Raw genomic sequence first — 17,200 nt, forward strand, 5'->3', positions numbered from 1 at the left:
TCAGACGGTGCATACACTTATCCCTGTTACATGTAAAAGGAAAGCCAAAACACGGGATGCCCCGGTTTTGACCTTCCCCCACTTACGACACTTATCGTCTAAGGTTACCCTTGTTTCTTCTCGTCGTCAACAACTTCATAATCAGCATCTACCACATTTTCTCTCTTAGACGCGCCTTCAGGAGCACCTTCTCCGCCGGCAGCACCTTGTTCAGCTGCTGCTTGCTCGTACAGCTTCACGGACAACTGTTGAACGATTTCGTTCAAAGCTTCTGTAGCTGCATTGATTTCTTCGAGGTTGTCGGTTTGAATAGCCGCTTTTACCTTTTCTTTAGCTTCATTAGCCTTTTCAACTTCGGAAGCATCGGCCTTGTCACCAAGATCCTTGATTACTTTCTCAGTGGAGTACACGAGTTGGTCAGCGTTGTTCTTCGCTTCTACCAGTTCCTTACGCTTACGGTCTTCCTCAGCGTGCAGCTCGGCATCCTTCATCATTTGTTCAACTTCAGCATCGCTCAAGCCGCTGGAAGAAGTGATGGTGATCTTCTGGCTCTTGTTCGTGCCTTTATCAGTAGCCGATACGTTCACGATACCGTTCGCATCGATGTCAAAAGTAACTTCGATTTGTGGTACACCGCGTGGTGCCGGTGGAATCTCGTTAAGCGTAAAGCGACCCAGTGTTTTGTTGCCGTTCGCCATTTGACGCTCACCTTGCAGAACGTGAATTTCCACGCTTGGCTGGCTGTCAGCAAAGGTTGAGAACACTTGAGATTTGCTTGTAGGAATCGTTGTGTTGCGCTCGATCATCTTCGTGAAGACGCCGCCCGCAGTTTCGATACCCAGGGACAATGGTGTTACGTCGAGCAGGACTACGTCTTTAACGTCGCCTGTCAGAACGCCCGCTTGAACAGCTGCACCAAGGGCTACCACTTCGTCCGGGTTAACACCTTTGTGAGGCTCTTTGCCAGTTAGTTTCTTAATGGCATCTTGTACGGCAGGAATCCGTGTAGATCCGCCTACGAGTACGATTCTTGTAAGATCAGCAGGAGTCATGCCTGCATCGCTCAATGCTTGACGTGTTGGGCCCAAAGTACGTTCTACCAGACCAGCAGTCAACTCATCGAACTTAGCGCGAGTCAAGTTAACCTCCAAGTGCTGAGGTACGCCGTCAACGACAGTGATGAACGGAAGGGATACTGTAGTTGTCAGTACGCCGGACAGTTCTTTCTTCGCTTTCTCAGCAGCGTCTTTAAGACGTTGTACAGCCGCTTTATCTTTGCTCAGGTCGATGCCTTGTTCTTTTTTGAATTCAGCTACGAGGTAATTCATAACTACTTCGTCAAAGTCATCGCCACCAAGCTTGTTGTCACCGCTTGTAGCTTTTACTTCGAAGAAACCATCGCCCAGTTCAAGGATAGATACGTCGAACGTACCACCACCAAGGTCATAGACAAGGATTGTTTGATCTTCGGATTTCTCCAGACCATAAGCCAAAGCTGCAGCAGTTGGCTCGTTCACGATACGCAGAACTTCCAGACCCGCAATTTTACCGGCATCTTTGGTTGCTTGACGTTGGCTATCATTAAAATAAGCAGGAACAGTGATAACCGCTTGTGTAACGGTTTGGCCAAGATAAGCTTCTGCATCGGATTTCAGCTTTTGCAGAATCATAGCCGAGATTTCTTGTGGAGAGTAATCTTTGGCATCGATGCTTTCTTTATGGTTCGTACCAATATGGCGTTTAATGGAACTGATTGTACGATCAGGGTTGGTGATCGCTTGGCGTTTAGCCGTTTCACCGACGATACGCTCGCCGTCTTTCTTGAAGCCTACAACCGAAGGGGTTGTGCGTGCGCCTTCCGGATTCGGAATAACAACGGCCTCGCCGCCTTCCATAACGGCTACGCAAGAGTTGGTGGTTCCAAGGTCAATACCGATAACTTTACTCACTGTAATTTGCCTCCTCAAAATGTAATGGAGCATTCGCCCCGTTTGAATTGTTCTCTTTGTGTACCAAATCCCATCGACTCAAGAAGCAGGCTGGCTGCAAATAGCAGAGCTGCTTCACTTCGCGGGCCAAAGCTATCCCCGCTTATATAGACAGGCTACATGCTGACTTTGACCATGGCTGGACGAAGGACTTTATCCTTCAGGAGATAGCCCTTTTGGACCTCTTCCGTCACGATACCTTCCTCGTGCTCCTCGCTCTCCACCTGCATAATAGCTTGATGATATTCAGGGTTAAAAGGCTGTCCCACCGATTCCATCGCTGTGAGCCCCTCCGACTTTAATACCACATCCAGTTGACGGAAAATCATGTTCACGCCTTTCGTGAACGCCTCAGTCTCAGGACCGGCAGGTGCGGTAGCCAAGGCCCGGTCGAAATTGTCCAGAACCGGAAGCAATTCGTTGATGAGCTTGGAGGTGGCGTATTGCGCCAGTTCTTCTTTTTCTTTCTGGGTGCGGCGGCGGAAATTGTCATAATCGGCTTGTACACGAAGTACACGTCCCTGCAATTCATCAGCCAGCGTCTGCAGACGAGCTGCGTCCCCGGCTTCTTCTGCCGATACAGTACCGGCCTCCGAGACAGTTTCCTCAGTTGCTTGCTCTTCATTCAATTCATTCGGATCTTGAACTTGTTCCTCTTTCAAGTTGTCTTCACCTCCTTAAAATCATCACGAAAATCAATATGGCTCTGTTCACTTATACCAGTGTGCCAGCATCGCTGTCAAATCTCGGGATAAAATGCCCAAGATGCCCATTACCCGCGCGTATTCCATTCGGGTAGGACCTAGAATACCAATGCTGCCCAGCGCCTGGCCGTCCAATGAATAAGTCGCAGTAATAAGACTGCAATTCGCAAAGGCCTCATGGTCGTTCTCGGTTCCTATCCGCACCTGAATGCCAGGTCCGCCTGGCACGGGCGACATCATCTTGAGCAGCGTAGGCGTCTCCTCCAGCAGATCCAGAATGTGCTTAACCTTGTCGACATCCTTAAATTCCGGCTGGGTCAGCATATTCGTGGCCCCACTCAGATAGATCCGCTGCTCATTCTCACTGTCAAGCGCGGTATCAAGCATCTTCATCAGCTCTTCATAATGAGAGATATGGCGCTGCATTTCCTGGCCAAGCTCGGTGTAGAGCTGGGTCTTCAGCTTGTAAAGCGGCACATTCTTCAGCTTGCTGTTGAGCAGATTAACGACCTTCTCGATCTCGGAGATTGAAATCTCCGGCGGAATATTAACAGTACGGTTCTCTACCTGCCCCGTGCTGGTGACAATGATCGCTACAGCGGTCTTGTCGTCCAGGGGCAACAATTGAAAATGGCGTAGTGAAGTATGAAAAACCTCCGGTCCCAGAAGGATGGAAGTGTAATTCGTCATATTAGAAAGGATCATAGCCGCATGCTGGATGACCTGTTCCGTTGCATTCAGCTTCTCAGCGAAAAATGTACGGATCGTCCCCATCTCAGCGATTTCGGCAGAATTCCAAGGTACCAGATGATCCACATAATAGCGGTATCCCTTATGAGATGGAATTCGTCCTGCCGATGTATGAGGCTGTTCAAGATAGCCCAGTTCCTCCAGGTCGGCCATTTCATTGCGGATGGTAGCAGGACTGTATCCTACATCACCCCGCTTAGAAATACTGCGTGAGCCTACCGGCTCAGCCGAAGAGATATAGTCATCCACAATAGCATTCAATATCATTCTCTGGCGATCGGTTAACATGGCATTCCCTCCTGTCCGCCTGCGGTTTCTGATTCGTTAGCACTCGACTCAGATGAGTGCTAACCACTATTACAAAAATACCAAACTGACATTAACATTGTCAAGTCAGTTCAGCATCTTGGGCATCCGCTTTTTTTTCGCTACATCATGGTATTCTTCTTTATGATACTGATCATGTATGGTTTGAAAAAAAACACCGAACCGACATTGACAAAAGTCAAGTCAGTTCAGCATTTTAAGAACGGCTATTTCATCGCAGGCGTGCTGCTTTTTACAATTTACACAATCGGTCCATACCTTTTCCGGGAAGATCTCCTTCTCAACGATGGTAAATCCATTTCTCAGGAAGAAATCGACCGCATAGGTCAGTGCCATAATCTTAGGAATCTTCTGCCGTCTGGCTTCCTCGGTCAGCTTATCCACGATCAGGGAACCGATCCCTTTGCCTTTGCATTCAGGACGCAGCCCCAGCGAACGAATCTCCACGAGGTCATTACCCAGCTTGCAGAGCGAGCCACAACCGACGAATCTGCCATCAATCTCTGCAATGACGAATTGGTCGATCTGGCGGGTCAGGGCTTGCCGGGATCGGGGCAGCATAATACCACTCTGTGCATATTCTTCTATCATCTGAAACAGTGGTTCAACATCTTCCACTGTGGCACTTCTGCATATAGCCCCTGTCTCCGCCTTAGCAGAAACATTCGGCATTAATTCCGGTTTGGCAAGCACTCTAATTCACCCCTCGTTGATAATATGAATAAATATACAACAAGGTGAATTTGAATTCAAGAGTTATTTTAAAATTAAACCTCTGTCAGTGCGCCGACAAATTCGCCGAAAACATCGTTACCAAACAGCACGCCCTGCTTGCTGAGACGGTAGCCGTCGCCCACTCGCTCGAGCAGACCCGCATTCAGCATTTTATGCAGTGAACCGGCAAATATGTCCTCCATCGATTGCCCAAATTGCGCCTGGAATGATGCATCCGAGATTCCTTCGCGCATCCGCAGGCCCACCATCATAAAGTCTTCCATCGCTTCTTCCGACGTTACCGGATAAGAGTCCAGACGAGGCAGGCCTTTGCTTGCAGCTTCAACATATGGATTAACGCCTTTGATATTGATATGCCGGTTACGCCCCACGTAACCATGTGCACCTGCACCAAGTCCGTAGTAATCCTGATTACGCCAGTAGGTAATATTGTGACGGCTTTCCATACCCGGCTTAGCAAAGTTACTGATCTCATACTGCCCGTATCCGGCCTCTTCCATCTTCGACATCAGAAGCAGGTACATTTGCAGCTCATCCTCTTCATTAGGAAGCGGAAGCTTATTCTTGTTAAAGAGAGTATGGAAAAGTGTATTCTCCTCCACCTTGAGACTGTAGATGGAATAGTGTGGCAGGTTCAGCTCCAGTGCTTTGCGGACACTTTCAGCCAGCATATCAACAGTTTGGTTAGGCAATCCAAACATCAGGTCTACGGAAAGATTGTTCAGACCTACAGCACGCGCGTTCTCCAAACTGCGATAGACATCGTCTACATTATGAATGCGGCCGATTCCGGTGAGCAGCTCGTTCTGGAAAGCCTGTACACCGAAGCTGACCCGATTAACTCCGCCTTCTTTCATCACGGCTAACTTGTCGATGTCGGTAGTGCCAGGGTTGGCTTCCATTGAGAACTCGATATCATCGGCCCAATTCGGAAAGTGTCTCCGTACAGAAGCCAGGAAATAAGCCATCTCGTCTGGCTTCAGCACAGTCGGCGTTCCGCCGCCCACGAAGATCGAACGGATCACGCCGGGCGGAGTGATTGCAACAGTCTGCTCCATCTCCTGGTCCAGTGCACGAAGATAGTCCATTACGGGCTGGTCTTTCAGGACATAGGAATTGAAATCACAATAAAAGCACTTGTTCGTGCAAAAAGGGATATGAATATATACAGCCTCAGGGGGACGGCCGTGGGTTTGGGTTGTCATAGCTGTCTCCTTTATTCTATCGAATGATGTCAGGGCAGGATCGCCTGATCTTAAAAAGTAAGAAGAAACGGCTCCGCCTTCCTCTATGAAGAGGTGGGTACCCGTTTCTCATATAGGTTTAAACCTTCGAATCTCCAGAAAAGGGAAGCCTGACGGCTTCCCTTACAGGATTGTTTTCTTATAAATGAAGCAGCTTCGCTGTGATTACAGCAGCCTACTCGTCGATCTTGAGTACCGCCATAAACGCTTCTTGCGGCACCTCTACGCTGCCGACCTGCTTCATGCGCTTCTTACCTTCCTTCTGCTTCTCCAGCAATTTCCGCTTCCGCGAAATATCACCGCCGTAGCATTTGGCAAGGACGTTCTTACGCATCGCCTTAACGGTCTCACGCGCAACAACCTTTGTTCCGATTGTCGCCTGAATCGGCACCTCGAACATCTGACGCGGAATGATGCCGCGCAGCTTCTCACAGATAATGCGTCCGCGGTTGTAGGCGCGGTCGCGGTGCACGATAAAGGACAAGGCATCGACTTGCTCGTTGTTGAGCAGGATATCCATCTTGACCAGATTCGAACGGCGGTAGCCGGAAATCTCATAGTCAAAGGATGCATAACCCTTCGTGCCCGATTTAAGCTGGTCGAAGAAGTCATATACAATCTCGGACAGCGGAATCTGGTAAGTGATTGTAACCCGATTCGAATCCAGGTACTCCATATTCACGAACTCGCCGCGCTTGTTCTGACAAAGCTCCATTACCGTACCTACATAATCGTTAGGAACGATGATTGCTGCTTTGACATACGGCTCTTCCACGTAATCGATGGTGCCAATTTCCGGGTAGTGTGACGGGTTGTCAATCTGAATCATTTCCCCGCTCGTCAGCATAATCCGGTAGATAACGCTTGGCGCCGTCGTAATCAGCGGCAGATTGAACTCGCGCTCGATCCGCTCCTGAATGATCTCCATATGGAGCAGACCCAAGAAGCCGCAACGGAAGCCGAAGCCAAGTGCGCTTGAGCTTTCCGGCTCAAAGCTGAGTGACGCATCGTTAAGCTGAAGTTTCTCCAGCGCTTCACGCAGATCGTTATAATCCGATGTTTCGATCGGATAAAGACCGCAATAAACCATCGGGTTGATTCTACGGTAACCCGGTAATGGCTCTGGTGTCGGATTCTTCGCATCCGTTACCGTATCACCGACACGGGTATCTCCGACATGCTTGATACCAGCCACGATAAAGCCTACATCGCCGATATTCAGTTCTTTCACAATAGTCATGCGAGGCATAAACGCGCCCACCTCAATAACCTCAAAGGTTTTGTCGGTAGCCATCATCTTGATCTTCGAGCCCGCACGGATACTGCCGTCAATGACGCGGACATAGACGATAACGCCTTTGTACGGATCATAATGGGAGTCGAAAATCAGTGCCTTCAGCGGATCTGCCGAGTTGCCTGTTGGCGCCGGGACCTGCTTGACGACCTGCTCCAGAATTTCCTTGATACCGATCCCGGCTTTAGCGGAAGCGAGTACGGCTTCACTGGCATCCAGGCCGATGACATCCTCTATTTCCTGCTTGACCCGCTCAGGGTCGGCACTCGGCAAATCGATCTTGTTAATGACAGGCAGGATCTCGAGATTATTATCCAGCGCCAGATAAACGTTGGCTAGCGTCTGAGCCTCAATCCCTTGTGCCGCGTCCACAACCAGCAGCGCACCTTCACAGGCGGCAAGACTGCGGGAGACCTCATAGGTGAAGTCGACGTGTCCCGGTGTGTCAATCAGATTGAGCAAATATTCCTCACCGTCGTCAGCTTTGTAGCTCAGACGAACGGCCTGCAATTTGATGGTAATCCCGCGCTCGCGCTCCAGATCCATCTGATCGAGTACCTGCTCCTGCATTTCACGGGAGGTCAGCGCGCCCGTATATTCCAAAATGCGGTCAGCCAAGGTCGATTTACCATGGTCTATATGTGCAATAATCGAGAAATTGCGGATTTGTTGTTGTCTTTTCTGTACGTCAGTCATTCCTTACCCCCACAGACAGCCTATGTTAATCCATTTATTATAACAGTACAATCTTCCCCCAGCAATCCCGGGCTGACGCAAGGGATAAAATCACAGTGCAAATAGCAGTGAACACCCTCTACTGTAAGGAGCATTCACTGCCGTAAGCCGATTCATATAAATGAAGATCGAACGGGAAGCTTACCTGCGGCGCAAAAATACCAATGCCGGATCGGCGCCTCACTCCGCTGAAGAAAACAACGAGACGACCCAGCGAATCCCTTTTTGCGAGGCCTCCTGCAACAGCCCTGCCGTCTTGTCCGCCAGCACATCCACCGTGGGCTTCTGCCCCTCCGGGACCAGGATTTGCTCCGGCGTCAAAGTCGTGCTATTGTACTCCTCCGCCTCCTGCTGCGGCTGATTATTCTGCTTCTGTGCCGTCGCGCCCGTCTCCGTACGCACCGGGAGCGGCGTGTACGCTCCGGTTGCGGGATCGACCGCCATAGGAACGTACACATAGGTCTGAGGAGCACCCGCGCTGGGAGCAGGCTGCTGCCTTACTCCCCCAGCCCCTCCTGCTGCCGGAATGTTCTGTACGGCTTGTGTCCCGGAATCCCAGCCCGGAAGCACATCGGAGATTTTGGTCCCGCCCCCTCCGAATTGCATGCCAATCAGAATACCAATGCCAGCCCAGATAGCAACCATTGTCAATTTTCTTCCGACTCGCGACATTTCCTCACCTTCTCTCCTTACGTTAAATTTAGGACGCCTTGTTCGCTGGGGCTTTACCTACCGCTTGGCCACCAGCTTCGCCTGTTGCCTTGGCACTGTCGCCGGACGGTTCACCCCCAGGCTGTGCAGCTGGAGCCGTTGTGGCAGGTGAAGTTACAGTCTGTGGCGCATCGACCTTATCCGCCTTCTGATTCTTCCAGTACACATCCGCAATAATGTCCCCGAGAATTTCCGCGGTCCGTTTCAGCTCCTCCTCGGTGTTGTCAATTCCGCCCACCTCTATGAGCACACTGTTGGGGGAAAGCGACTGGTTGTATTCCCCGTTCCCCTGACTAGAGGTCTTGCCCCAAATGCCTCTTGAAAGGCCAGGGTAGCTCTTTTCCAGTTCCTGATGAATCTTGTTCGCAAAAGCCTCGTTTTTCTTCCAATCTTTATTTTCATGCCCCAAAATAAAATAAACCTGGGCATAGCTTTTACCATCGATGACTGTCGTCGTTTTGCCATGCCGCTGTGAGTCACGGTGAATGTCAATGAGATCAGTCAGCTGATCATTACCCGCCAGTGCCGCCTTAACCGTGATCCGGGAATATTTATAAGAGAAGTTCCATTTGTAATCCTTCACCTTGGTGGCATAGTCCTCCTGGGAATGAATCGTCCCAACGCCATGCTCTTCAAGTCGTTTGGCAATATATGAACCTACCAGCATGATATTCTTCGAGGGGAGCGACGAACTGGGATTATCGCTCTGCGCCCCCAGCAAGGGGTTGAAAGCTTCCCGAGGATGCGAGTGATAGATCAGGACACGTTTGATTGAGGTGTCTTCTGGTACATTGTCTCCGCCCGTGTCCGGCGACGGGGTGGCCACCGGTACATCTGGCACAGAGCCTTCGTCGCTACCAGGATCCTCCGTCCCGTTGATTGCAGGAGGATCATGTTCCTGCCCGCCGTCCTCTGAGGCTAGCTCATCTGTTCCGGGGTGATAGTCCGCAGGTGCGCCCGCCACACCGCCGGACCCTTTTCGTAGTAGGAAGGGATCATCCGAGCCCATTCCCGGCACCTCGCGGGCCAGAAGACTTTTAGGATCGCCGGGATTCACACTGGTCAGCAATTGAAACACAAATGATGTTACATTTTTAGGTGACAACTCCTCCGCTTCCTTGCCTTGCGGCAAATGCGGCACCTCCATCCCCAGGATTTCCATGAAGAAACCGCTGGATAGTGAGGCAGCAAGACCTTTCATAGAAGGAATGGGTGAAGAGTTCAACTTCTGTCCGGCAATTCCGCCGGCGCCCAGCAGCATAAAGAAGACAAGCGAGCCTCCGGCCAGCAGCAGCATCGTTCTCCCCAGCGACAAAACATCCAGCACTTTTCCCCGCAGCCGGCCGATGTTCCATAGCTGAAACCATTTTTTGTTCATTATTGTTATGTCCTCCTCCAGCCCTCTGTAATCTCTTATACTTCAAATCTATGAGCAGAAGAGTACTGCTAGAACCGAAAATAGAAGACGAACAAATAGAGCCGCATTTAATAGAGATCCAATCAATAGGAATGACATTAATACAGCGCATAAAAAAACAGGACCCGGCGGGCCGCCATCACAGCAGATCACCGAGTCTTGCTCTGGACTAGTGAGTGTATGCTCCCACGTTACCGGGATCGACTGCCTCATGCAGCGCCGCGTTCAATCCGCTAGCCACAATATTGGCAATATCTTCAATGAACTCATCTATTTCTTTAGGTGTAACAATCAGATCATGGCCGAGCGGTTCCAGCACTTCCTTCACCAGCGTAAGCCGATCCTGCTCCGAGATATCATCGAGCATCCCCATAATTTCCTTGGTAGGGGCACCATGACCAAAATGACTTTTCATCATCTCCAGCACGTTGTTGACTATCGTTGAGGCATAGCAGACGGTGGGAACACCGATGGCGATACACGGAACACCCAGCACTTCCCGGGTAAGACCACGCCGCTTATTGCCAATCCCGGAGCCGGGATGGATCCCAATATCAGCAATCTGAATGGTGGTATTAATCCGCTCCAGAGAGCGGGAGGCCAGCGCGTCAATCGCGATAATAACATCTGGCTTAGTGCGATCCACAATACCCTGAACCACTTCACTGGATTCAATCCCCGTCAATCCCAGAACACCCGGGGCAATCGCACTGACCTTCCGGTAACCTGGAGACACCTGATCCGGGACCAATTCGTAGAACTGGCGTGTGACAAGTGCATTCTCGACCACCAGTGGACCCAGCGAGTCTGGTGTCACATTCCAGTTCCCCAAGCCGACAATGAGAGCAGAGGAATCTTTACCGATGCCGATCCGAGTCATAAAACCCTCAAATTCACGGGCAAAGGCTTCGGCCACCTTTTGCTGCAGACCTGTATCTCCGCCGCGCAGACCCGGAACTTCCAGTGTCACATAATTGCCGATAGCACGTCCGATCGCCTGCGATCCGGCAGGAGTCGCTACACCAAGTCTGGTGATTTTTATGCCGTCCGATTCTTCGACTTCCTCGTTCACACCAGGAATCGGCGATTTTGTCGGCCCTTGGGCCATTTCCCTCGCTTCAAGCGCCAAATCCGTGCGCACCGAATACAGTTGCAGATCCAGTTCCATTGTTATATCAGCCTCCTATGCTCGTTTATCGATAGTGTGCGAGTGTAAGCCAACGTTTATGCAAAGGTCATCCTTTAATTTGAAAGCTTTTTATGTTGCATTTTAGTATGGAGCATGCTAAACTATTTTAAGTTGTGAATCATTTGATGATTTCGAATGTCTTACAGGAGGTGAATGCAATGCCAAATATTAAATCCGCGGTAAAACGTGTAAAAACGATCGAAAAACGCCGTGCACTGAACGCTTCCCAAAAGTCCGCGCTTCGTACAGCCGTGAAAGCTGCTGATGTAGCTCTGACTGGCACGGAAGTTGAAAATGCTCAAACTGCTTTCCAAGCTGCTTCTCAAAAGCTGGACAAGGCCGTTACTAAAGGTCTGGTTCATAAAAATGCGGCTGCCCGCAAAAAATCCCGCTTGGCGAAGAAATTGAACGCTCTTAAGGCTCAAGCCTAAGAACGACTTTCATATTGAGCATTGAAGAACCTGACCGTTATGCTGCATACGGTTAGGTTTTTTTGTCTTCAACACTCTTTCTTCCTCAACACCAAAAAAGCCCGTCCGCCCTGTAACAACAGGAATGGACAGGCTTTTTTAGGTTCAGGCGGACGCGCATGACTCAGGCACCTAGCTTAAACATGAACATTTCAAGCCCAAGCACCTTATCGATAGCCCCCGTCTTCATTTGGTAATCGAGATCAGCGAGGGCGCTGAGGATCTGGCGCAGCCGGTCGGTGCCGAACTTGCGTGCTTGCTCACCAGCAATTTTCACCGCATAAGGATGCAGACCAAGCTGTGAAGCAATCTGCCCCTGCGAATAGCTGAGCGCGGATAAATCCTTCACTTGTAAAATCATCCGGAACTGCCGGGCAATCAGCGCCGCAATCTTGATCGGCTCCTCCCGTTGCTTCAGCAGCTCGTATAATGTATTCAGCGCCTTATCAAGCCGCAGGTTCGCAATATCCTCCACGAGCGTGAACACGTTCTGCTCTGTGCCACGGTGTACAAGGCTCTCCACGGCCGCCGTGTCTACAGTTCCGCCTTGACCAGCGAACAAGCAGAGCTTGTCCATCTCCCCGGTCAAGCCCTGCAGCCCGGTCCCGGCATTGGCGATCAGCGCTTCAGCTGTCCCTGGCGCTGCCATGCAGCCGCGATCCTTAATACCTTTCTCTACCCACCGGAGCAACTCTTCTGCTCCCAGGGGATTAAAGGCCAGCACCGTTCCGGTGGACTTCACGGCTTTGACGATTTTTTTGCGCTCATCAAGTTTATCGCTATTAACCATAAATACAATCACACTATAGTCTACTGGATGCTGCAGATAGTCATTCAACAGATCCACCCTGTGCTCCAGCTTAGCATTCTCTTTGCCCGCAGTGAACAACGAGGCGTCCCGTACCAGAAGCAGTTTGCGCGGTACCATGAAAGGCACCGTCTCCGCTTCTTCCACCACCGCTTGCACCGGCGTTTCGGACAGATCAAAAGGGATGACCGCGAAGTCACGATCCTCCTTCGCAATCAATTGATCTTCCAGCATGGCCGCAAATTCATTCATCCGGAATTTTTCGCTGCCGTACAGCACATACAGCGGTGAAATTTCCCCCTGTTTGATATCTTTGGCCGCCGCTTTGGCATCCATCTTGCCACTTCCTTTTCTTCATTCATCTGGCGTTCATTCCCTTGAACTTTCCCGAAGCTTTATTGTAACAAAAAAATCCTTTTATGAAAACTGAACGCAAAAACGGAGGAACTCCGGCAGCCTGTGCCAAAGTCCCTCCGTTTCAGCGGCGCATCTATATAAACGACGGTGTGCAAGGCCCTAGAAACCTCACAGCCGACGGTCATACCGATGTTCTGCGAACCTGCAAATTCCGGTTCCATCTTCTCTCTTGCCATAGTATATTCCAGTGCCCTGAAAAAAGTGACAACCCGGAATCAATTTGTACATTTAGGTTCCCGTAGGCGTCGCAGACGGCTGTGGAGTAGGTGAAGCCGAAGGCGCAACAGGAGTGCCAGCAGGCTCCACAGTGAATGTCTTGGTTACGTTCGTTCCTTGTTGTGAAGTCACATAAGTGAACTGGGTACCATCTGGCGACCACTCTCCGGACACCCATGTTCCATCCAGCGGCAAGGAAGTCACCACCTGCTCACCACCCGTTCCAGCCGCAGCAAGATTATAGATAACCAATTGCTGCCCGGCTAATTCCACTTTGTGAAGTCCGTCCGGGGAAGTCCAGGATGTCTGTGATGTCGCCGCGTTCAACGCCGAACTCGGCGGAATCATTCCCATCGCACCGTCCCCAGCCTCGCCCGGAGACGGTGCACCTCCCCCCGCTGAACTCACTGAATCTTGCAAACCTTGGTCAAAACTCTCTGTGTCATTCTTCAAATCCCTCTGCACCCTAAGCTGATCTGCGGGAACAGTAGCCTTCGGGGTTGGTGTCGTAACACGACTGCTTTTCCTTGGTTTTTCCGTTTTGACCGGCTCCTTGGTTTTGACTGGAGCAGATGCAGCCCCACCCTCCGGTGCAGCACTTTGCGTAGCGGACGGAGCAGCGTCCTGCGAAGGATCAGCGGCACCACCTCCATCTTGGGCAGTAACATCCGTAGCACCAAAGGTACTGGCACTCTCACTGGAATTGGCTCCCTTATCGTCCCCTTCAGTGGTCCCCACCTCAGCACTCTTGAATGAGGATTCGGAAGAATCGCCAACGGCTGCATTATTACTTAAAGCTTTATCTGCACTTCGATTCAATAACTGGTCCACTTCAGCACTCGGCATTTTTGGTGGCGCATAAAAAATTGCAATACCCAATATAACTGCAGCGGCTGCCGCTCCAATGCCTGTCCGTCTCGCCATGGAATGACCCCTTGCGGGCTTCTTATGGGAGACTTTGCGTGAGAACGGCACAACCACCTGTTCATCCTGTGGATGATCCTCGGCCTTGATGGTGCTTGGCTGATGAAGGCCACGGTCCAATTCATCCAGCTTCGGCAGAATAGAGTCCACCAGACTGAAAGGAGGCTTCACATCCGGCATCTGCTCGAGTGACTTGGACAATGTGGACAGTGAGTCAAAGACCTCCGCGCAAGAAGGACAATTGTCGATATGACGGAACATCTCTAATATCTCATCCTGACTGAGATCATGATCCAAATAACGGTGCATCCATTCCATCACCTCCGCGCAACTCATCCCGATACACCACCTTTCTGATACTCCTGAAGTCTATTTTGCAGCTGCTGCCTCGCTCTGAACAGATAGGATTTCACTGTATTCAGAGGCAGGTCCAGACAGTCTGCAATCTCGTTGTAAGAAAAATCCTGCAAATACCGCAGTACGATGACCGTCCGGTGATGCTCCGGAAGCCCGTCAATCGCTTCACGTATATCCTGGGCTAAATAACCAGACAGCACTTCCCGCTCTACGTTATGCTTATCCTGAAACACCATTTCATGCTCATCAATAGACACCGTAGGCTTGGTTCTCCTGAATTTGTCAATGCATATATTGGTCACGATACGCTGTACCCATGTTTTGAACTGGGCTTTTTCCTCGTAGGAACCAATTTTGGTATACACCCGGATCAAAGCCTCCTGAGACGCATCCAGCGCATCCTGTTCATTATGCAAAATGTAAAAGGCTGTCTTGTATACAGTCCCTTCTATTTCTCGCAATAGGGTGATTAGAGCGTCGCGATCGCCCGCTTGAGCGGCTCTGATGAGTCCCTGCTCCACCACGAAGGTTCCCCCTCTCTATGCAATCTTACTGACGCGCAAGACTGCGAATATGTTGCATCCTTGTAATCGTTATTTTTAGAATACCAAACTTTATTTTCTTCGTCATGCTGCACCCGGCGTTCTTTGCTGCTTCCGGTACAATCTGATAATCCTTACTAAGCATACAGGGGAAGCGCTTGTCATTCAAATACTCTTTTCAATAATTCGATTACAAAAATGACACCAGTTGCCATATCACGCCCCACACTTGGACAAAAGTGACAAAATTGAAAAAGCCGCCGCACCGTCACCCGGTCCGCCAGCCTTATTATTGATAGATTTTCCTTGTTATCCGTATCAAACGAAATAGCTTATGCGCCTTTGATCTCCTTGAATTTAGCCACATATTGAGCCGCCAGTTCTGTGATGAGATCGTAGCGTCCTTCCTTTGCCGGAGCCGTCAGATTGCCCCCGATACCGACCGCGAGACTGCCGCCGTTAATCCATTTGTCCATGTTATTCAGATCCACCCCGCCCGTCGGCATGATGTTCACATAAGGCATCGGTCCCTTGACTGCCTTGATATAATCCGGACCGAAGGCACTGCCGGGGAACAGTTTGAGCACATCCGCACCAAACTTCAGCGCTTCCTTCATCTCATTCAGCGTCATACAGCCAGGCATATAAGGAATGCTGTAGAGATTGCACATTTTCGCCGTCTCTTCTTCAAAAGAAGGACTCACCACAAATTCCGCGCCTGCCAAAATCGCAATTCTCGCCGTCAGCGGATCCAGCACCGTTCCAGCACCAATCACTGCACGGTCTCCGTACTCCTCAACCAGCCTCTTGATGACAACATCTGCGGAAGGCGTAGTGAACGTCACTTCAATATTATTCAGTCCGCCGTCGATACAAGCTGCCGACATCTTGTAAGCATCCTCTGGATGATCACCCCGAATCACCGCCACCACACCTACGGACGCCATATTCTGCAACACTTTGATCTTCTTCATCTCGAACTTCCCTCCCTTGCTCCACGAGCAGAGCATCTGAATGCAGCAGTTACAGAAGTAAATTAATCAGTATCATTTAGATAAACTATTTTATTAATTTTACTAATAATTTTCCGAATTCGTTAATGAAATAGTAATAACAATAGCGCTAACAGTCAATGATTTTTTTCGAATGGAAACTAGAAAGATGTTATTAGAACTCCTTATTACCCTTATAAATAAAGGATATAAAATGTTTTTTTGTTATGTATCCCTTTTTAAAATAATCAACTAAACATAATGAGTTATTGTACAAAACCGATTTATGTGATAATTTCAATTTATCAATCGTTATTGCAGAAACTTACCACTTCCCCCGAGGAGGAGCAGTATATGACTAAACATCTAAATGCCGTCACTTTCGGTGAACCGATGGCTATGTTCTATGCCAATGAGACCGGACCACTGCACGAAGTATTTTCGTTCTCCAAAGGACTTGCCGGGGCAGAAAGCAATGTCGCTGTCGGCCTGTCCCGCCTGGAACATCCAACCGGGTACGTCACCAAGCTTGGTCAAGATAACTTTGGCACTTTTATAGCTGATGCGTTAAACAAAGAAAATATAGATACGAGCCATATTTCGGTTACTAAGGAACAATCCACAGGAATGCTGATCAAGTCCAAGGTCATCTCCGGCGATCCCAAAGTAGAATATTTCCGCAAACATTCCGCCGCGTCCAGGCTCAGTCTGACTGATTTTGATGAGTCCTACTTCGCCGCTGCTGACCACCTGCATGCCACCAGCATTTCAGCTGCTTTGTCTCAAAGCTGCCGCGAATTCTCCGTGCACGCTATGGATTTTATGAAAAGTAAAGGCAAAACCGTCTCCCTCGATCCCAATTTGCGCCCGGCACTATGGCCTGACACAGATACGATGGTTAGCACAATCAACGATCTCGCTACGCGCTGTCACTGGTTCCTGCCAGGGCTGAACGAAGGGCGAATTCTTACCGGGCTGGATACACCGGAAGAGATTGCCGATTACTATTTGGCACGGAGTGTACCGCTCGTCGTGATCAAGTTAGGACCGGAAGGCGCATATTTTAAGTCGGCACAAGAAGAAGGGTACGTGAAGGGTTTTAAAGTGGATAAGGTTGTGGATACCGTGGGCGCAGGGGATGGGTTCGCCGTTGGTGTAATAAGCGGACTACTGGAAAAGCTGCCTGTCTCTGAAGCCGTGGAGCGGGGCAATGCCATTGGCGCATTGGCCGTGATGTCCCCGGGGGACATGGACGGACTGCCGACCCGCGAAAGGCTGGAGCAGTTTATGCGGCAGAATGTGTAAAGCGGCTCCGATAGTTGCATTACAAGACCGCAGGATGCAAAGAAAGCCGGAAGGTCAACGGACCGTCCGGCTTTG

General features: G+C 50.1%; 15 protein-coding genes. 2 read left to right on the plus strand and 13 right to left on the minus strand.

All coding sequences use genetic code 11. The features are described from left to right. Positions 1 to 104 precede the first annotated feature (104 nt). From dnaK to gpr, 9 genes are all read right to left on the minus strand, one after another. A complete protein-coding gene (gene dnaK, locus ACFVU8_RS12300) occupies positions 105 to 1,949 on the minus strand; it encodes a molecular chaperone DnaK (RefSeq protein WP_175372820.1) in 1,845 nt (614 codons plus the stop codon). A 155-nt stretch (positions 1,950 to 2,104) separates the two neighbouring features. Beyond that, positions 2,105 to 2,650: a nucleotide exchange factor GrpE gene (gene grpE / locus ACFVU8_RS12305; protein ID WP_379465843.1), complete on the minus strand. Its 546-nt coding sequence runs from the start codon at positions 2,648 to 2,650 to the stop codon at positions 2,105 to 2,107. A gap of 48 nt (positions 2,651 to 2,698) precedes the next feature. Continuing rightward, positions 2,699 to 3,730: a heat-inducible transcriptional repressor HrcA gene (hrcA, locus tag ACFVU8_RS12310; RefSeq protein WP_175372818.1), complete on the minus strand. Its 1,032-nt coding sequence runs from the start codon at positions 3,728 to 3,730 to the stop codon at positions 2,699 to 2,701. 222 nt (positions 3,731 to 3,952) lie between these two features. Further along, positions 3,953 to 4,441, minus strand: a complete 489-nt coding sequence (locus ACFVU8_RS12315) for an N-acetyltransferase (RefSeq protein WP_175372934.1) — start codon at positions 4,439 to 4,441, stop codon at positions 3,953 to 3,955. 95 nt (positions 4,442 to 4,536) lie between these two features. Then, the gene (hemW, locus tag ACFVU8_RS12320; RefSeq protein WP_387427582.1) at positions 4,537 to 5,709 is read right to left on the minus strand and encodes a radical SAM family heme chaperone HemW; all 1,173 of its coding nucleotides are present in this window, start codon (positions 5,707 to 5,709) and stop codon (positions 4,537 to 4,539) included. A gap of 214 nt (positions 5,710 to 5,923) precedes the next feature. Continuing rightward, entirely contained in the window at positions 5,924 to 7,738 is a 1,815-nt protein-coding gene (gene lepA / locus ACFVU8_RS12325) for a translation elongation factor 4 (protein WP_175372816.1), read from the minus strand. A 219-nt stretch (positions 7,739 to 7,957) separates the two neighbouring features. Continuing rightward, entirely contained in the window at positions 7,958 to 8,449 is a 492-nt protein-coding gene (locus tag ACFVU8_RS12330) for a hypothetical protein (RefSeq protein WP_387427584.1), read from the minus strand. A 28-nt stretch (positions 8,450 to 8,477) separates the two neighbouring features. Further along, the gene (locus tag ACFVU8_RS12335) at positions 8,478 to 9,866 is read right to left on the minus strand and encodes a stage II sporulation protein P (protein WP_387427586.1); all 1,389 of its coding nucleotides are present in this window, start codon (positions 9,864 to 9,866) and stop codon (positions 8,478 to 8,480) included. Positions 9,867 to 10,074: 208 nt separating this feature from the next. Beyond that, positions 10,075 to 11,073 (minus strand): GPR endopeptidase, encoded by a 999-nt coding sequence (gene gpr, locus ACFVU8_RS12340; RefSeq protein ID WP_387427588.1) that lies wholly within the window; start codon positions 11,071 to 11,073, stop codon positions 10,075 to 10,077. Between the two features lie 179 nt (positions 11,074 to 11,252). Between gpr and rpsT the strand changes: the two genes are divergently transcribed. Next, complete coding sequence (gene rpsT, locus ACFVU8_RS12345) at positions 11,253 to 11,525, plus strand: 30S ribosomal protein S20 (RefSeq protein WP_066364350.1); 273 nt, start codon at positions 11,253 to 11,255, stop codon at positions 11,523 to 11,525. Between the two features lie 163 nt (positions 11,526 to 11,688). Here the strand turns inward: rpsT and holA are convergent, their stop codons facing one another. The 4 genes from holA to ACFVU8_RS12365 all read right to left on the minus strand — a co-directional run bounded on the left by holA (position 11,689) and on the right by ACFVU8_RS12365 (position 15,802). Further along, complete coding sequence (gene holA / locus ACFVU8_RS12350) at positions 11,689 to 12,708, minus strand: DNA polymerase III subunit delta (RefSeq protein ID WP_387427590.1); 1,020 nt, start codon at positions 12,706 to 12,708, stop codon at positions 11,689 to 11,691. Positions 12,709 to 13,017: 309 nt separating this feature from the next. Further along, positions 13,018 to 14,265, minus strand: coding sequence for a zf-HC2 domain-containing protein (locus tag ACFVU8_RS12355; protein ID WP_387427592.1), 1,248 nt, complete (start codon positions 14,263 to 14,265; stop codon positions 13,018 to 13,020). After that, positions 14,262 to 14,810, minus strand: coding sequence for an RNA polymerase sigma factor (locus tag ACFVU8_RS12360; RefSeq protein WP_379465849.1), 549 nt, complete (start codon positions 14,808 to 14,810; stop codon positions 14,262 to 14,264). The genes ACFVU8_RS12355 and ACFVU8_RS12360 overlap by 4 nt, the downstream gene beginning before the upstream one ends. A 350-nt stretch (positions 14,811 to 15,160) precedes the next feature. Next, positions 15,161 to 15,802, minus strand: coding sequence for a bifunctional 2-keto-4-hydroxyglutarate aldolase/2-keto-3-deoxy-6-phosphogluconate aldolase (locus ACFVU8_RS12365; protein WP_387427594.1), 642 nt, complete (start codon positions 15,800 to 15,802; stop codon positions 15,161 to 15,163). A gap of 372 nt (positions 15,803 to 16,174) precedes the next feature. Here ACFVU8_RS12365 and ACFVU8_RS12370 point away from each other — a divergent pair, with 372 nt between their 5' ends. Further along, positions 16,175 to 17,125, plus strand: coding sequence for a sugar kinase (locus ACFVU8_RS12370; protein ID WP_387427597.1), 951 nt, complete (start codon positions 16,175 to 16,177; stop codon positions 17,123 to 17,125). The last annotated feature ends 75 nt before the right edge of the window (positions 17,126 to 17,200 follow it).

It is taken from the genome of Paenibacillus sp. NPDC058177 (genome assembly GCF_042883835.1).
In the GTDB taxonomy this organism is placed as follows: domain Bacteria; phylum Bacillota; class Bacilli; order Paenibacillales; family Paenibacillaceae; genus Paenibacillus_AQ; species Paenibacillus_AQ agri.